The following is a 14931-nucleotide window of genomic DNA, read 5'->3' as shown; positions in this document are numbered from 1 at the left end:
GCGGGCGGTCCGGTCAGCGTCGGAACATCTCGCGGGCCGCCCGGACGCCGCCGTGACCCAGCGCGACCATCAGCGCCACCCGGGCGTGCCCGGCGGTCATGCCCGGGGCGAGGATCGCGCCCGCCTTCTCGGCCAACTCCGCGCCGGTCGTGCCACGGCCGATCACCGGCACCCTCGGCACGATCACCACTGGGATCTCCCAGTGGGTCAGCTCCATGATCGTGGCGAACAGCTCGATCGGCACGTTGCCGGCGCCGGAGCCCTCGATGACGATGCCTCGGGCCCCGGCGTCGACAACGGCGTTCACCATGGCGGCCGTCATCCCGGAGTACGCCCTGATCACCGCGACGTCGCTCTCCGGCTCGCTCGGCGGGCGCTGGTGCAGCGGCGGCGGGGACGCAACCAAGGCGGCCTTGCCGTCAACTACCGCACCGAGGCGTGGATACGGTGCGGAGGTGAACGCCGCCGGCCGGGTCGGATCGGCGAGCCGGGCCCAGCGGGCGGCGTGCAGTTCGTCGTCGAAGCAGACCAGGACGCCGGCGCCTCGCACGGCCGGATCGGCGGCGACGGCGAGCGCCGACGACAGGTTGCGGGGGCCGTCGCTGGACAGGTCGTCGAGGTATCTCGTCGCCCCTGTGAACACGATGCCGCCGAGCGCCGCGGCCGGCCCGACCAGCAGATCGGTCAGGTAGGCGGCTTCCTCCAGGTTGTCGACGCCGTGGGTGACGACAACGCCGTCGAAGCCGTGCTCGGTGAGCGCCGCGTGGGCCCGGCGGGCGATGGCGAGCATCGTCGTCACCGAGGTGTCCCAGCTCGGCTCGGCGAGCATGTCCTCGACGACCACCTCCGCCGCCACCGGGCCCACGTGCGTCAGCAGGTCCTTGCCCGTGGCGACCTGGGACACGCCCGGCCGTTGGGCGATCGTGTCGCCGGTGGCGATCAACAGCACCTTGTTGCTCATACGATCCCCCACACGATCAGCGTTGCGATCACCACGACGAGGAGCATTCTCACTCCAGTCCCACGTGTCGCTCCAGCCGGTCGAGGCGGTCCAGCAGCGGCTTGAGCTGCTTGCCCACCAGCGCTGCCACGGCCGCCGCCGGGTCGCCGGGCGTTTTCTGGTCGCGGTGGTGCACGAAGCCCGCCAGCGCCGCCGCGACCGCGCCCCGGGTCGAGCGCAGCTCCGCCCCCGCCGCTCGCAGCGCCTGGCCGCCCGTTCCGTCCTGCTCCGCGACCAGTCCCAGCAGCAGGTGCTCGCAGCCGATGTAGTTGTGGCCCATGGTGATCGCCTCGGTCACAGCCAGCTCGAAGGCGTTGGCCAGCGGGCCGCTGAACCTGTCCGCCGGGTGATCGCCGGTCGTCGGCTCCGGCAGGTCTTCGAGCAGCTTCTGCGGATCGATCTCCGTCGCCGCCAGCACCTTGAGCGCCATGTTGTTGCCCTCGCGGATGATTCCGTGCAGCAGGTGCTCCGTGCCGACCAGCGCCGAGCCGTCGCTCCTGGCCTGCTCGATCGCGATCTTCACGGTGGCCCTGGCCCGCTCCGTGAAGTGCGGCAGCTTGCCGGTCGGATCCTCGCCGCCGAGGTCGCCGATGGTGGCCGACCGGATCGCCGTCACCCGCTTCACCGAGGTCTCCAGCGCCCGCTGGCAGATCGCCGACACCGGCACCCCGGATTCCCGGACCGCCTCGGCCAGCTCGTCGGGCAGATACACGTTGATCTTGGGCATCACGATGACTCCCCTTCCCGGATCCCGTTGCTAACCCCATGTATACCCCCGCTAGGGGTTACATTCAACCGGTCGCCGGAAGCGATCGACGAGGCCTGAGGTGGGAAGGGCTCGGCTGCCGCGGGCCGAGCTCGTCGGGTTGCCGGCGAAGGACAACGGCCGCTGTCAATTCGTGCGTGCGGCGCACGTGTAGTCGCTAGGTTCGCCCCATGACGTCCCGTTTGCACAATGTCACCGTCGACTGCGCGGATCCCGTCGCCATGGCCAACTTCTGGGCCGCGGTCACCGGCTACGAGCAGCATCCCGACAACGGCGTCGCCCCCGAGGACGACGAGGCGTTGCTGCTGCCGCCGGGCGACGGCCCAGGCATCCTGTTCCTCCGCGTGCCCGAGGGCAAGGCCGTGAAGAACCGGCTGCACCTCGACCTGCAGCCGGACCGCCCGCGCGACGAGGAGGTGGAGCGCATCCTCGCCCTCGGCGCGACCATGGTGCTCGACATGCGCCGGCCCGACGGCCGGGGCTGGGCCCAGCTCGCCGACCCCGAGGGCAACGAGTTCTGCGTGGAACGCAGCGCCGCCGAGCGCGCCGCCATGGGCGACGAGTGAGTTTGGGAAAGCGCCGTTCCTCTACTCGGAGTGGAGGAACGGGGCTTTCCGACCTTCATGTGGTGGCGTAGGGGGCGTTGACGGTCTGCAGGATGGAGGCTCCGGCGACGACGGCCATGCCGCTCCGGCCGTTCGAACCGGTGCGGCCGGCGAACAACGCCGGCCGCACCGAACAACCTCAGGCGCGCAGCGCAGCCCCGTGCTGTTCGCCGGCGGAGGCGACAGCGGCGTCGCGGGCGGCGGTGGCCTCCTCGACGGTGAGAGTCCGGTCGGGGGCGCGGAATCGCAGGGCGTAGGCCAGCGACCGCTTGCCCTCGCCGAGCTGCTCGCCGGTGTAGACGTCGAACAGCCGCAGGTCCTCGAGCAGCTCGCCGCCACCGGCCCGCAGCGCGGAGGCGACGTCGGCGACGGGAACCTCGGAGTCGACGACCAGCGCCACGTCCAGCAGCACCGGCGGGTACGGCGAGATCACCGGCACGGGACGGCGGTCGGCCAGCGGCAGCGCGTCGATGTCGATCTCCATGGCGCAGGTCCGCTTGGGCAGCCCGAGCTTCTCGACGACCGTGGGGTGCAGCTCGCCGGCGTGGCCGACGGGCCAGCCGCCGACGCGCAGCTCGGCGCAGCGGCCGGGGTGCCACGGCGCGAGGTCCGAGGCGACGACGGTGAGTTCGACGCCCCAGGCGTGCGCGACGGTCCGAGCGGCCTCGACGGCGTCGGCCCACGAGGCCTCGCGGCCCTTGCCCCACCAGCCGGCCTGCTCACGCTGCCCGGCCAGCACCACGGCGGCATGCAGCGGCTGGTTCGGCAGCGACGCCTCCAGCTTGCCCAGGTCCTCTTCGGACGGACGCCCCTCGACGCCGACCGACGGCACCGGGGTCTGCTGGGCCTTGGGCAGCACGACCTGTCCGATGTGGAACAGAGCCAGGTCCCGCTGGCCACGGGAAACGTTGCGGCGCAACGTGTCCAGCATGTTGGGCAGCAGCGTGGTGGCCAGCTCGGGGTGGTCGGCCTCGAGCGGGTTGAGCACCTTCACGGTGTTGCGCCGCGTGTCGTCCTCGTCCAGGCCGAAGTCGTCCCAGGTGGTCGACGCGACGAACGGGAACGGCAGCACCTCGGCGTAGCCGGCCTCGGCCAGCGCCCGGGACGCGGCCCGGCGGCGGCGCTGCGCCTCGGTCAGCCCCCGTCCGGGCGGCGCGAGCGGCAGCTCGGACGGGATGGTGTGGTACCCCTCCAGCCGCAGCACCTCCTCGACCAGGTCGGCGGGCTGGGTGAGGTCCGGCCGCCACGGCGGCGGGGTGGCGATGACAAACGTGCGGCCGTCGTCGCTGGTGGTGACCTCGACGCCGCAGCCGATCTGGCCGAGCCGCCGCGCGGTGACGCCGCGGGCGTAGGGCACGCCGGCGACGCGGTCGGGCAGGTCGATGGGCATCGACACCGGGGACGGCAGGATCGGGTTGCCGACGTCGGTGCGGCCCGGGTGGATGCTGCCGTCGCCGAACTCGTCGAGCAGCTTGGCGGCGCGCTCCAGCGCGGCCGCGGCGACCGCCGGGTCGACGGCGCGCTCGAAGCGGCGGGACGCCTCGCTGGGCAGCTTGTGCCGGCGGGCCGTGCGCGCGATCGACGCCGGCTCCCAGTTGGCGGCCTCCAGCAGGATGTCGGTGCTGGTGTCGCCGACCTCGGTGGACGCGCCGCCCATCACGCCGGCCAGCGACACCGGGCCGCTGTCGTCGCAGATGATGATGTCGTCGGTGGACAGCGTGCGCTCGACGTCGTCCAGCGTGCGGAGCTTCTCGCCCTCCCGCGCCCGCCGCACGACCAGCGTGCCGCGCAGCTTGCTGGCGTCGAAGGCGTGCAGCGGCTGGCCGGTCTCCAACATCACGTAGTTGGTGATGTCGACCGGCAGCGAGATGGACCGGATGCCGGCCAGCATCAGCCGGCGGCGCATCCAGAACGGGGTCGGCGCGGTCGGGTCCACGCCGGTGATCCGGCGCGCGACGAAGCGCGGGCAGCCCTGCTCGTCCTGCACCTCCACCGGCCACCCGTCGGTGTCGGCGGGCGGAACCGCGGGAACCGGGTCGCCGAACGGCAGGTCGAAGGCGCAGGCCAGGTCGCGGCCGAGGCCGCGGACGGACAGCGCGTAACCGCGGTCCGGGGTGATCGCCAGCTCCAGCACGGCGTCGTCGAGGTCGAGGATCTCCTTGGCGTCGTCGCCGGGGGTGGCGGTGCCGGGCGGCAGCACCAGGATGCCGCTGTGGTCGTCGCCCAGGCCCAACTCCTTGACGGAGCAGATCATGCCCTCGCTGACCCTGCCGTACGTCTTGCGCGCGGCGATCTGGAAGTCGCCGGGCAGCACCGCGCCGGGCAGGGCCACCACGACCAGGTCGCCCTCGACGAAGTTGCGGGCGCCGCAGACGATGCCCTGGATCTGGTCCTCGTCCACCTCGACCCGGCAGTACCGGATCGGCTTCTTGAACTCGGTGAGCTCCTCGATCTCCACCACCAGGCCGACCACGAGCGGCCCGGTGACAGTGGCGAGCCGCTCCACGGCCTCGACCTCGTGGCCGATGCGGACCAGCGCCTCGGCCACGTCCTCGGGCGTGGTCTCCTCGGGCAGCGGCAGGTGCTCGGCGAGCCAGCTGACAGGAATGCGCACGGGACTCAGAACTCCGTTCCGAAGGGCAAGGTGAAGCGGACATCGCCCTCGACCATGTCGCGCATGTCGGGGATGCCGTTGCGGAACTGCAGCGTGCGCTCGAGGCCCATGCCGAACGCGAAGCCCGAGTAGACGTCCGGGTCCACGCCGGTGGCGCGCAGCACGTTGGGGTTGACCATGCCGCAGCCGCCCCACTCCACCCAGCCGGCCCCGCCCTTCTTCTGCGGGAACCACACGTCCACCTCGGCGGACGGCTCGGTGAACGGGAAGAAGGAGGGCCGCAGCCGGGTCTTGGAGTCGGCGCCGAACATCGCGCGGGCGAACGCGTCCAGCGTGCCCTTCAGGTGCGCCATGGTGATGCCCTTGTCCACGACCAGGCCCTCGACCTGGTGGAACACCGGGGTGTGGGTGGCGTCCAGGGCGTCGGTGCGGTAGGTCCGGCCGGGGCAGACCACGTAGACCGGCAGCTCACGGTCGAGCAGCGAGCGGATCTGCACCGGGGAGGTGTGCGTGCGCAGCACCAGCCCGGAGTTCTCCGGCGCGACGTAGAAGGTGTCCTGCATGGTGCGCGCCGGGTGGTCCTTGCCGAAGTTCAGCGCGTCGAAGTTGAACCACTCGGTCTCGAGCTCGGGGCCCTCGGCGATCTCGTAGCCCATGCCGACGAACACGTCGCCGATGCGCTCGGACAGCGTGGTCAGCGGGTGCCGGGCGCCGCGGGCCACGCGGTCCCACGGCAGCGACACGTCCACCCGCTCGGTGGCCAGCACCTGCTCGGCCCGCGCGGCCTCCAGCTCGGCCCTGCGCGCGTCGAAGGCGGCCTTGATCTCGTTCTGCGCCTCGTTGACCCGCTTGCCCGCCTCGGACCGGGCGGCCGGGGGCAGCGCGCCGATCTCCCGCCGAGCGGTCAGCAGCGGCGACCGGTCGCCGAGGTGCGCGGGCTTCGCCGCGGCCAGCTGGTCGAGGTCGGCCGCCTCGGCGAACGCCTCGTGCGCCTGCTCGACCGCGGCCTTCAGCGTCTCCGGCGCGAGTGCCGCGACCTGCTTGGGGTCGAAAGGATCGTTGACTCCGGACATGGTCGCCTGACAACTCCTGGGGCTTCATGCGGGTGGTGAACAGACCGATCCTAGAGGGTCGGACTGAAACGATTTCAGGCGGAGCGCTGCACCCGGGCCGAGGTGTAGAGACAGACGGCAGCGGCGGTGGCGAGGTTAAGGCTCTCCGCCTGTCCGTGGATCGGCACCCGCAGCGCGGTGTCGGTCTCGGACAGCAGCTCGTCGGGCAGGCCGTGGGCCTCGCTGCCGAACACCCACGCCGTCGGGCCGGCCAGCTGGCCGGCCCGTTCGGCCTGGTCCAGGTCGTGCTCCGCGTAGCCGTCGGCCGCCACGAGGCGCAACCCCGCTTCGCGACACGCCGCCAAGACCGCCTTCGTGTCACGCGAGCGGGCCACCGGGAGGTGGAACAGGCTGCCGGTGGAGGCGCGCACGCACTTGCCGTTGTGCGGGTCGACGGTGTCGCCGGCCAGCAGCACCGCGTCGGCGCCGGCGGCGTCGGCCACCCGCAGCACCGTGCCGGCGTTGCCCGGGTCGGAGACCCCGACCAGCACGGCCACCAACATCGGCGCGGCCCGCAACGCGTCGGAGAGCGACTGGTCCACGAGGTCGCAGACGGCGACGAGGCCTTGCGGTGACACGGTCTCGGACAGTCCGTCAGCGGCCTTGTCGGTCACCTCGCTCACCGGAATGCCCTGGTCCAGGGCCCGGTCGAGCAGCTCGGCGTTGCGCTGGGCGGCGACCGCGGTGGTGAACACCTCGTGCACCCGGCCGTGACCCGCCCGGGCCCAGGCCAGCGCCTCGCGCACGGCCTGCGCGCCCTCGGCGAGGAAGCGGCGGTCCCGGTCGCGGCCGGCGCGCCTGGTCAGCTGCCGTGCCGCGGCGACCCGGGGCGTGCGCTCGGTGAACACGCCGGCCCCGGGTCGCGTGGCGAACGCCTTGCTCAGCCCTGGCTCACCGGGGTCTGGGCCGGCACGTTCTTGCGGGCCAGCTCGACCAGCGCGGCGAACGCGTCGGCGTCGTTGACCGCGAGCTCGGCCAGGATCTTGCGGTCCACCTCGACACCCGCGACCTTGAGGCCCTGGATGAAGCGGTTGTAGGTCATGCCGTTCTGGCGCGCGGCCGCGTTGATACGCGTGATCCACAGCTGCCGGAAGTCACCCTTGCGGGCACGACGGTCCCGGTAGGCGTAGTTGAGCGAGTGGAGCACCTGCTCCTTGGCCTTGCGGTACAGCCGGGAGCGCTGCCCGCGGTAGCCGCTGGCGAGCTCCAGGGTCGTGCGGCGCTTCTTCTGGGCGTTGACCGCCCGCTTGACGCGTGCCACTGGTTCATCCTGTCAATCTCAAGGGGGTGTTCGGGGCACCCCGGGGGTCTTCGTAGGGCTACAGCGCTCGCGTCAGAGGCCGAGCATCTTCTTCATGCGCGGGACGTCGCTCTTGGCGACCTCCTGGATGCCCGCGTAGCGGCGGGTCAGCGAGCTGGGCTTCTTCTCCAGCAGGTGCCGCTTGCCGGTCTTCTCACGCACCAGCTTGCCGCTGCCGGTCACCTTCACGCGCTTGGAGATGCCGCTGTGCGTCTTGTTCTTGGGCATTGTCGTCCTCGTTGTCGTACCGCCGCCCGGATCGGGCGGCGGTGCGTCGTCGTACCTCGGGGGTTCCCGGGTATCACTCCTGCTCGGAGCCGGTCTCCGGGGTGGCCGTCTTGACTGGCCGGGTCTTGCTGGTCTTGTGCGGCGCCAACACCATGATCATGTTGCGGCCGTCCTGCTTGGCGCTGGACTCCACGAAGCCCAGCTCGTTCACGTCCTCGGCCAGCCGCTGCAGCAGCCGGAAGCCGAGCTCCGGCCGGGACTGCTCGCGGCCGCGGAACATGATGGTGACCTTGACCTTGTGCCCGTGCTCGAGGAAGCGAACCACGTGGTTCTTCTTCGTCTCGTAGTCGTGCGGGTCGATCTTCGGCCGGAGCTTCTGCTCCTTGATCACCGTGAGCTGCTGGTTGCGCCGCGACTCGCGGGCCTTCTGCGCGCTCTCGTACTTGTACTTGCCGTAGTCCATGAGCTTGCAGACCGGCGGGCGGGCCTGCGGTGCGACCTCGACGAGGTCCAGATCCGCTTCCACGGCGAGCCGGAGGGCGTCCTCGATGCGGACGATGCCCACCTGTTCACCGTTCGGTCCGACGAGCCGGACCTCGGGCACCCGGATGCGTTCGTTGATGCGTGCCTCGGGAGCGGAGGTGGGGCCACCACGGTCTCGACTAGAGGGAGCTGTCATGCACGTCCTTCACTTGCCTTCGTGCGCCAGGAACGACAACGGCCCCACATGTCGGTGACATGCGGGGCCCGCTTCCTTCCGATCGCCCGACGCCGTGCGTCGAGCTGCTCCGGTACTTTCGTCCGGAGGACCGGACCCGGCTGCCTGTTGGCGGCTCGGGTGGGAGCGGGGCTCCACTTGCCGCCCCCGCACATACGGGGGCTGGTCGCACGTGTAAGGGTAGCAGACGTGACGGAACTGCCCGAAATCGACGGCCCCCAGCTGCGGGAGCTGGCCGCCGTGCCCAGCGTGGAGATCATCAGCCGGGCGGCGGTGATGCTGCTGTCGGCCGCCGCCGAGCGGCTCGGCCTCGCCGACACCGAGCCCGAGTCCAGCCCGCACCGCGACCTGGACGAGGCCCGTCGGCTGATCACCGCCCTGGCCGGCCTGATCACCGCGTCCGCCGAGTACCTCGGCCCGCACGCCGGCCCGTTGCGGGACGGCCTGCAGGCCGTGCAGCGGGCGTTCCGCGAGGGCTCGGCCGTCCCCGACGAGCCCGGCCAGGGCCCCGGCGAGAAGTACACCGGCCCCGTCTACTGACCGGCGGCCCCGCCCCGAACCGAAGTTCGGAACGGACCATTCCTCAACTCCGAGTTGAGGAATGGTCCGTTCCGAGCATCTGGGGCTTGGCAGATTTGGCGACTGGGGTTATAGGGGCGGGCGGCGGAGGTGCCAGGGGGTGGCCTGCTGGTAGGCGTGGGCGGTGGCGGCGAGGAGGGTCTCGCTGTGGGCGGGGCCCATGAGCTGGACGCCGATGGGCATGCCGGCGTCGGTGGCGCCGGCGGGGAAGGCGACGGCCGGCAGGCCGGTGACGCTGGCCGGCAGGGTGAACGGGGTCAGCACGGGGATCAGCGGCACGCCGTCGACCGACTCGGCGCCGTGCGGCAGGTCGGGCACCGGCGACGTCGGCATGAGCAGCACGTCGACGGTGGCGAGGACCCCCGTGACCTGCTCGATCAGCCGCCGGCGCACCCGCCGGGCCATCACGTAGTCCTCGGCGGGGGCGTGCTGCCCGGCCTCCAGGAACGCCTGGATGCCGTGGCTGAAGGGCTCGCCGGCGAGGTGCTCCCGGTAGCTCTCGGCGGCCTCCCGGAAGACCAGCACGGACGAGACGGCGCCGAACACCGCGAGGCTGGGCAGGGTCACCGGCACCGTGGTGGCGCCGAGGTCGGCAAGTACGTCGGCGACGGCGTCCATGGCGGCGAGGACCTCGGGCCGGGCACCGGCGAGGAACGCGTCGTCGGGGATGCCGACGCGGAGGCCGGCGACGGACGGCAGCCGGCCGACGGTCACCAGCGGGTCGCCGACGGCTTGGCCGCTGAGCACCCGCAGCAGGAGCAGGGCGTCGCGAGCGTCTCGGGTCATGGGGCCGACGACGTCGTGTGACCAGGCCAGCGGGCGGATGCCGGCAACCGGCAGCAGACCGTGGGTGGGCTTGATGGCGGTGGTGCCGCAGAACGCCGACGGCAGCCGGAGCGAGCCGCCGGTGTCGGTGCCGAGGGCGGCGGGGACCTGGCCGGCGGCCAGCGCGGCGGCGGAGCCGCCGGAGGAGCCGGAGGTCATCTTCGAGGTGTCCCAAGGGTTCCGGGACTGCGGCGTGGAGACGCCGTACGCGATCTCGTGGGTGTGGGTCTTGCCGATGACGATGCCGCCGGCCGCGCCGATCCGCGTGACCACGGTGGCGTCTTCGGCCGCCGGCTCGGTGAACACGGTGGTGCCGGCGGCGGTGACCGTGCCGGCGACGTCGATGAGGTCCTTCACCGCGACGGGAACGCCGTGCAGCACGGTCTCGGGGCGCCGGCCGGTCAGGGCGGCGGCCTTGGCCCGGGCGTCCTCGGCGACGGAGACGAAGGCGTGCACTGCTGGCTCGGTGTCCGCGATCCGGGCCAGGCACGACTCCACCAGTTCCAACGGCGTCAGTGCGCCGTCGTGGATGGCGCAGGCGGCGGCGACCAGGCCCAGCTGCCACGGCTCGACGGCGTCCGCCGGGACGTCGGCGGCGCGGACGGCGTCCACCGCCGCGGTGACGAACGGCTGCGCCCATTCGAGGCGCGAATGGCTCATGCCAGTGATCAAAGTGGTGTCAGTCGGTCCCGGCAAGTCCCTGCTCGGCCAGGATCCGGAACCCGCCGGTCACCGCCTCGGCCAGGTACAGCGGCTGCCGCAGCCGGCCGCTGGGGGTCACGCTGACCTCGCCGCGCGGCCCCGTGAAGCTGACCCCGGGCAGGGCGCCGACCAGGGAGGCGGGCTCGATCGTGCCGGCGGCCTTGGCGGTGCGGGCGTAGAGGTGGATGCCCTCGTACACGGATTCGGTGACGCTGGAGACCGGCGGCGCGGCCGGCCCGTAAGCCGCCCGGTAGCGGCCGATGAACTCCCGGTTCTCCGGCGTGGGCAGGTCCATGAAGTAGCCGAGCACCGACCACATGCCGGCGGCGGCCTCGTCGCCGATGTGATCACGGGTGGCCTCGTCCAGCAGCGCCCCGAAGCTGCGCACCTTCTGGCGTAGGCCAGCGGCGTGCAGCTGGCGTTCGAACGCGGCGGCGTCCCCGCCGACAAGACTGTTGACGACGAGCTCCGCGCCGGAATCCTCGATCGACTCCAGCACCTCGGCGAAGTCACTGGTGCTCAGCGGGACGTAGCGCTCGCCGAGCAGCCGGCCGCCCTCGGACTCGACGGTGCGGCGGGCGCAGGCGCCGACGGCCCGCGGCCACACGTAGTCGTTGCCGATCACGTACCAGCCCTTGCCGCCGTGCTCGCGCATCATCGCCGGCACGGCCTGGCGCAGCTGCTCCCCCGGCACCTCGCCCCAGCGGAACAGCCGGCCCGCCGGCTTCCCGCCCTCGTTGACCGGCGTGTAGAAGTACGGCAGCCCGACGCGTCGCGCGTACGGGCGGACGGCGTCCAGGGTCGCCGAGGTGTGCACGGCGATCACCATGTCCACGTGGTGCCGCAGGTGCAGCCGCTTGAGCTCGACCAGGCCGGTGGCCGGGCTGGTGGCGTCGTCGCCGACGACCAGCCGCAGCGGCCTGCCGTTCACGCCGTCGTCGGCGTTGATCTCGTCGACGGCCAGCCGCGCGCAGTTCTCCACCGCCGGCCCGAACACGCCGGCGCTGCCGCGGTAGCTGGTGAGCAGGCCGATCCGGACCACCTGCTCGTCGGGGTCGTCGGCGAGGTCGCTGCCGAGCAGCCGGGCCAGCGGCGCGATGCTGCCGTCCTCGATCGACGTCACGAGGCGGACCCGGGTGCCGGCGCCGTCCGGCTCGAAGTCGATGATCACTCGCCCGCGCCACGGCGTCTCGTGCCGCAGCACGATGCGCTGGGCCGGCAGCACGCGGTGGACGCGGGCGACGCCGGCCAGCGGCATGCCGCCGACGGGGAAGGCGACCCGGACGGCCAGGCCGGGGCGGAGTTCGTCGACACGGGCGTCGAAGGTCCAGTCGGCCCAGCGGCCGCCGCCGAAGGAGGCGTAGGCGGCCTCCCGGGATGCCGGCACCGTCACCTCAGCGGTGAACAGGACGTCGGCCATGCGCGCTCCCGGGACAAGGGCCAGGTCGCGCGAGCGTACCGGCGATGATCATCCGCCGGTCAGCGGCACCGCTTGCTCCACCCGATGGTGTGGCTGGTGACTGTGCGTGGTCACCAGTCGGGACAGGACGTCCACCGCGTCCTCGACCGGCCGGGTCCTCAGCGAGTACAGCCGAAAGCGCCCCTGCCTGCGTTCCTGCACGAGTCCGGCCTGGCGAAGGATGCGCAGATGGGTCGACACCGCGGTGCGGCCGATGTGGTGGAAGGCCGCCGCGATCTCCGACGCCGTCAACTCCGCGTGTTCGGACAGCAGCCGCAGCACCGCCCGCCGGCTCGGGTCCGCCAGCGCGCCGAACGTCGCCGACTCCCTGTCCCTTTCGTGCACGCACCCTCCCCGATCGTCCCGACACCAAGGCCTTACGGCTGAACGCCGCCGGGAGTTCATCGGTGACGTTCCGGCCAAGGTTTCGCCGAACCGCTTGCTGGAAAGCGCTTACCGACTACAAGGTAGACGGTACCGCCGCTTCCGAGACCGCCGCCAGGGGAGGAACGCGATGCCCGAGATCTTCATGGCGCGACTGCGCCCGGAGTTCGCGAGGGGCGAGCGGGAACGCTGCTGCCACCTGTTCCCGGTGCCGCTCGCCGGCACCATGCCCAAGATGCTGCACGCCTACTGCGGCCAGACGATCGCGCCCGGCCAGGCCGAGCTGCTCGACGGCCACAAGGGCATGCCCTGCGTGACCTGCATCCTGCTGTCCCCCGCCGAGGGCGACACGCAGCAGGTCAACGGCACCGACCTGCTGTGGATCGCCTGACCCGCGGGTGGGCTCCGAGGGAGCCCACCCGACAATGTCAGTCCACGACCGCCAGCGCGTCGATCTCCACCAGAAGGCCGGCGGGGAGGCCGACGTAGACGGTGGTGCGGGCCGGGTAGGGCTCGCTGACGAACTCGCCGTAGGCCTGGTTCATCTCGGCGAAGTGCGCGGTGTCGGTGAGGTACACCCGCAGCATGATCACGTCGTCCATGCTGGCCCCGGCGGCGGCCAGGACGGCGTTGACGTTGCGCAGCGCCTGCCGGGTCTGCTCGGCGACGGTGTCGGCGACGATCTTGCCGTCGGCGTCGAACGCGACCTGCCCGGCGACCTGAAGCAGGTTGCCCTTGCGGACCCCCTGGGAGAACGCGGCCACCGGGGTGGGCGCGTCGGACGTCCTGATCTCAACCTTGGCCACCGGCCATCCTTTCGTCTCCAGTCCAGCCGCACTCGGACGAGGCGGCGGCCGCGGTCGCGAGCAACCGCGGCACGAGGGCGATGAGCCCCTCGTAGTCGAGGAAAACCTTGGGCACCGACAGCGACACCGCGGCGATGACCTGCCCGCGCTGCCCCCGGATCGGCGCGGCGATGCAGTGGATGAAGTCCTCGTGCTCGGAGTTGTCGACGGCGTACCCGCGCTGCCGCACGAGTTCCAGCTCCGCCAGGTACTCCGCGGGCGAGGTGATCGTGTTGGCGGTCAGCCGCGGATACTCCATGGTGGCGGCGATCTGCCGCGCCTCCGGGCGTTCGGCCAGCAGCACCTTGGCGACGGCGGTGCAGTGCAGCGGCGCGCGCCGGCCGATGCGGGAGTACATCCGCACCGGATGAGTGCTGTCGTACTTGTCGATGTAGACGACCTCGCCGTCCTCGTAGCTGGCGAGGTGCACGGTGTGGCCGGTCTCCAGGTTGAGCTCCCGCAGCGCGGGCTCGGCCGCCCGCCGCACGTCGAGGTCGTCCAGGGCCTTGTTGGCGAGGTCGAACAGCGCGGTGCCGAGCCGGTAGTGCCGGACGCCTTCGCGTTGCACGAACCGGTGTTCCTCCAGGGTCCGGAGCAGCCGCAGCACGGTCGACTTGTGCACGTCGATCACGGCGGCGAGCTCGTCGAGCGTCTTGCGGCCGTCGGCCATGGCCCGCAGCAGGGTCAGCGCGCGGTCCAGGCTCTGACTCACGGAAGGATCACTCCCCCGGCTGTCACGTGGGCGCCGGACCAGGTGGCGGCGTCGGCGTCGAGCAGCTTGGCCACGATCGGCTCGGGCAGCGGCTCGCCCAGGTCCTCGGCGGTGAGCAGCACGCCGGCGGCGGTGAGATGGCCGCGCCGGAGCCGTCGACGCACGGATTCGCCGTTCAGGTCGGCGGCGAGGAAGCCGGCCGCGAACGCGTCGCCGGCGCCGACCGGTTCGACGACGTCGACCTTCAACGCCGACTCGAAGATCTCTTCATCACCGGTGAGCAGGGTGGCGCCGCGGGGGCCGTGCTTGACCACGATCTCGGCCGGATTCGGCAGCAGCGCCCGGATCTCCGCCGGTTCCTCGACGCCCCAGACGGCCTTCGCCTCGTCGTCGCCGACGAAGACGATGTCGGCCCGGTCGGCCAGTTCCCGCAGCACGCCCTTGTCCAGCTCGGTCCACAGCGCCGGCCGCCAGTTGACGTCGAACGACACCCGGATCGGCAGCGCCAGCACGGCCCACAGCAGGTCGAGGCAGGTCGACGACAGGGCGGCCGTGATACCGCTGATGTGAAGCAAGGCGGTCTTGCTCACGTCCAACGCGGCCAACAGCTCGGGGCCCATGCCGGAGGCGGCGGAGCCGCGCCGGTAGTAGCGCACGGGGCTGCCGTCGGCGCTGGCCTCCTTGACGTACAAACCGGTGGGGCGCGCCGGATCGGTCCGCACGTCGGTGACGTCCACGCCGACACCGGCGATGCGGTCGCGCACCGCCCGGCCGAGCGAGTCGTCGCCCAGGGCGCTGACCCAGCGGGCGTGGAAACCCGCCCGGGCGAGGTGACTGGCCACGTTGGACTCCGCGCCGCCGACGCTGAGCGTCCAGTCCCGCGCCTCGTGCACCGGCCCGGGTTGCGCCGGCACGAACAACGCCATGGACTCACCGAGGCAGACGACCTCTTGGCGTTCCATCGGCACCCCCTCCGGAGTTCGGGTTCGTTGACGGCGGCTGCCCGGAATGCTACACACCAACGAATCACATTGCGCAACTACCGTTGCATATCTTGCAACACCGGGAACGGGGTGCAGCAG

Annotated in this window: 17 protein-coding genes; 3 read left to right on the top strand and 14 right to left on the bottom strand. The window is 72.0% G+C overall.

The annotated features are described in order from the left end of the window. Positions 1 to 13: 13 nt before the first annotated feature. Both BJ998_RS30360 and BJ998_RS30355 read right to left on the bottom strand, forming a co-directional pair. Positions 14 to 961, bottom strand: a complete 948-nt coding sequence (locus BJ998_RS30360; RefSeq protein WP_184866765.1) for an asparaginase — start codon at positions 959 to 961, stop codon at positions 14 to 16. A 49-nt stretch (positions 962 to 1010) separates the two neighbouring features. Continuing rightward, positions 1011 to 1727, bottom strand: coding sequence for a Clp protease N-terminal domain-containing protein (locus BJ998_RS30355; protein WP_184866764.1), 717 nt, complete (start codon positions 1725 to 1727; stop codon positions 1011 to 1013). 209 nt (positions 1728 to 1936) lie between these two features. Between BJ998_RS30355 and BJ998_RS30350 the strand changes: the two genes are divergently transcribed. After that, positions 1937 to 2332: a VOC family protein gene (locus BJ998_RS30350; protein WP_184866763.1), complete on the top strand. Its 396-nt coding sequence runs from the start codon at positions 1937 to 1939 to the stop codon at positions 2330 to 2332. A gap of 178 nt (positions 2333 to 2510) precedes the next feature. Here BJ998_RS30350 and pheT read toward each other — a convergent pair whose 3' ends face one another. The 6 genes from pheT to infC form a co-directional block, all read right to left on the bottom strand. Further along, positions 2511 to 4985 (bottom strand): phenylalanine--tRNA ligase subunit beta, encoded by a 2475-nt coding sequence (gene pheT / locus BJ998_RS30345; RefSeq protein ID WP_184866762.1) that lies wholly within the window; start codon positions 4983 to 4985, stop codon positions 2511 to 2513. A gap of 5 nt (positions 4986 to 4990) precedes the next feature. Then, the gene (pheS, locus tag BJ998_RS30340; RefSeq protein ID WP_184866761.1) at positions 4991 to 6058 is read right to left on the bottom strand and encodes a phenylalanine--tRNA ligase subunit alpha; all 1068 of its coding nucleotides are present in this window, start codon (positions 6056 to 6058) and stop codon (positions 4991 to 4993) included. A 74-nt stretch (positions 6059 to 6132) separates the two neighbouring features. Next, entirely contained in the window at positions 6133 to 6945 is an 813-nt protein-coding gene (locus BJ998_RS30335; protein WP_184866760.1) for a TrmH family RNA methyltransferase, read from the bottom strand. 32 nt (positions 6946 to 6977) lie between these two features. Further along, entirely contained in the window at positions 6978 to 7358 is a 381-nt protein-coding gene (rplT, locus tag BJ998_RS30330; RefSeq protein WP_184866759.1) for a 50S ribosomal protein L20, read from the bottom strand. A 72-nt stretch (positions 7359 to 7430) separates the two neighbouring features. After that, positions 7431 to 7625, bottom strand: coding sequence for a 50S ribosomal protein L35 (gene rpmI, locus BJ998_RS30325; RefSeq protein ID WP_184866758.1), 195 nt, complete (start codon positions 7623 to 7625; stop codon positions 7431 to 7433). 73 nt (positions 7626 to 7698) lie between these two features. Continuing rightward, positions 7699 to 8304, bottom strand: coding sequence for a translation initiation factor IF-3 (infC, locus tag BJ998_RS30320; protein WP_184866757.1), 606 nt, complete (start codon positions 8302 to 8304; stop codon positions 7699 to 7701). A gap of 315 nt (positions 8305 to 8619) precedes the next feature. Between infC and BJ998_RS30315 the strand changes: the two genes are divergently transcribed. Further along, positions 8620 to 8883: a DUF1844 domain-containing protein gene (locus BJ998_RS30315; protein WP_221339323.1), complete on the top strand. Its 264-nt coding sequence runs from the start codon at positions 8620 to 8622 to the stop codon at positions 8881 to 8883. A 108-nt stretch (positions 8884 to 8991) separates the two neighbouring features. On the opposite strand, the gene BJ998_RS30310 is transcribed toward BJ998_RS30315, so the two are convergent. From BJ998_RS30310 to BJ998_RS30300, 3 genes are read right to left on the bottom strand one after another with little or no spacing between them, the layout of a single operon-like run. Then, complete coding sequence (locus tag BJ998_RS30310; protein WP_184866755.1) at positions 8992 to 10407, bottom strand: amidase; 1416 nt, start codon at positions 10405 to 10407, stop codon at positions 8992 to 8994. Positions 10408 to 10426: 19 nt separating this feature from the next. Beyond that, positions 10427 to 11869, bottom strand: a complete 1443-nt coding sequence (locus BJ998_RS30305) for an ABC transporter substrate-binding protein (RefSeq protein ID WP_184866754.1) — start codon at positions 11867 to 11869, stop codon at positions 10427 to 10429. A 48-nt stretch (positions 11870 to 11917) separates the two neighbouring features. Continuing rightward, a complete protein-coding gene (locus BJ998_RS30300; protein ID WP_312890398.1) occupies positions 11918 to 12253 on the bottom strand; it encodes an ArsR/SmtB family transcription factor in 336 nt (111 codons plus the stop codon). Positions 12254 to 12422: 169 nt separating this feature from the next. Here BJ998_RS30300 and BJ998_RS30295 point away from each other — a divergent pair, with 169 nt between their 5' ends. Continuing rightward, on the top strand, positions 12423 to 12683 hold the full coding sequence (locus BJ998_RS30295; protein ID WP_312890397.1) for a hypothetical protein: 261 nt from the start codon (positions 12423 to 12425) through the stop codon (positions 12681 to 12683). Between the two features lie 37 nt (positions 12684 to 12720). Here BJ998_RS30295 and BJ998_RS30290 read toward each other — a convergent pair whose 3' ends face one another. From BJ998_RS30290 to BJ998_RS30280, 3 genes are read right to left on the bottom strand one after another with little or no spacing between them, the layout of a single operon-like run. Beyond that, the gene (locus tag BJ998_RS30290; protein WP_184866752.1) at positions 12721 to 13098 is read right to left on the bottom strand and encodes a RidA family protein; all 378 of its coding nucleotides are present in this window, start codon (positions 13096 to 13098) and stop codon (positions 12721 to 12723) included. Continuing rightward, positions 13085 to 13849 carry an IclR family transcriptional regulator gene (locus BJ998_RS30285; RefSeq protein ID WP_184866751.1) on the bottom strand — a complete coding sequence of 255 codons (765 nt, stop codon included), beginning with the start codon at positions 13847 to 13849 and terminating at the stop codon, positions 13085 to 13087. Before BJ998_RS30285 ends, BJ998_RS30290 begins: the two co-directional genes overlap by 14 nt. Further along, positions 13846 to 14811, bottom strand: coding sequence for a sugar kinase (locus BJ998_RS30280; RefSeq protein WP_184866750.1), 966 nt, complete (start codon positions 14809 to 14811; stop codon positions 13846 to 13848). Before BJ998_RS30280 ends, BJ998_RS30285 begins: the two co-directional genes overlap by 4 nt. Positions 14812 to 14931: the final 120 nt, after the last annotated feature.

Source organism: Kutzneria kofuensis, assembly GCF_014203355.1.
Lineage (GTDB): Bacteria > Actinomycetota > Actinomycetes > Mycobacteriales > Pseudonocardiaceae > Kutzneria > Kutzneria kofuensis.
Note: the sequence above shows the minus strand (reverse complement) of the source record. Positions and strands in the feature narration are given on the sequence as shown.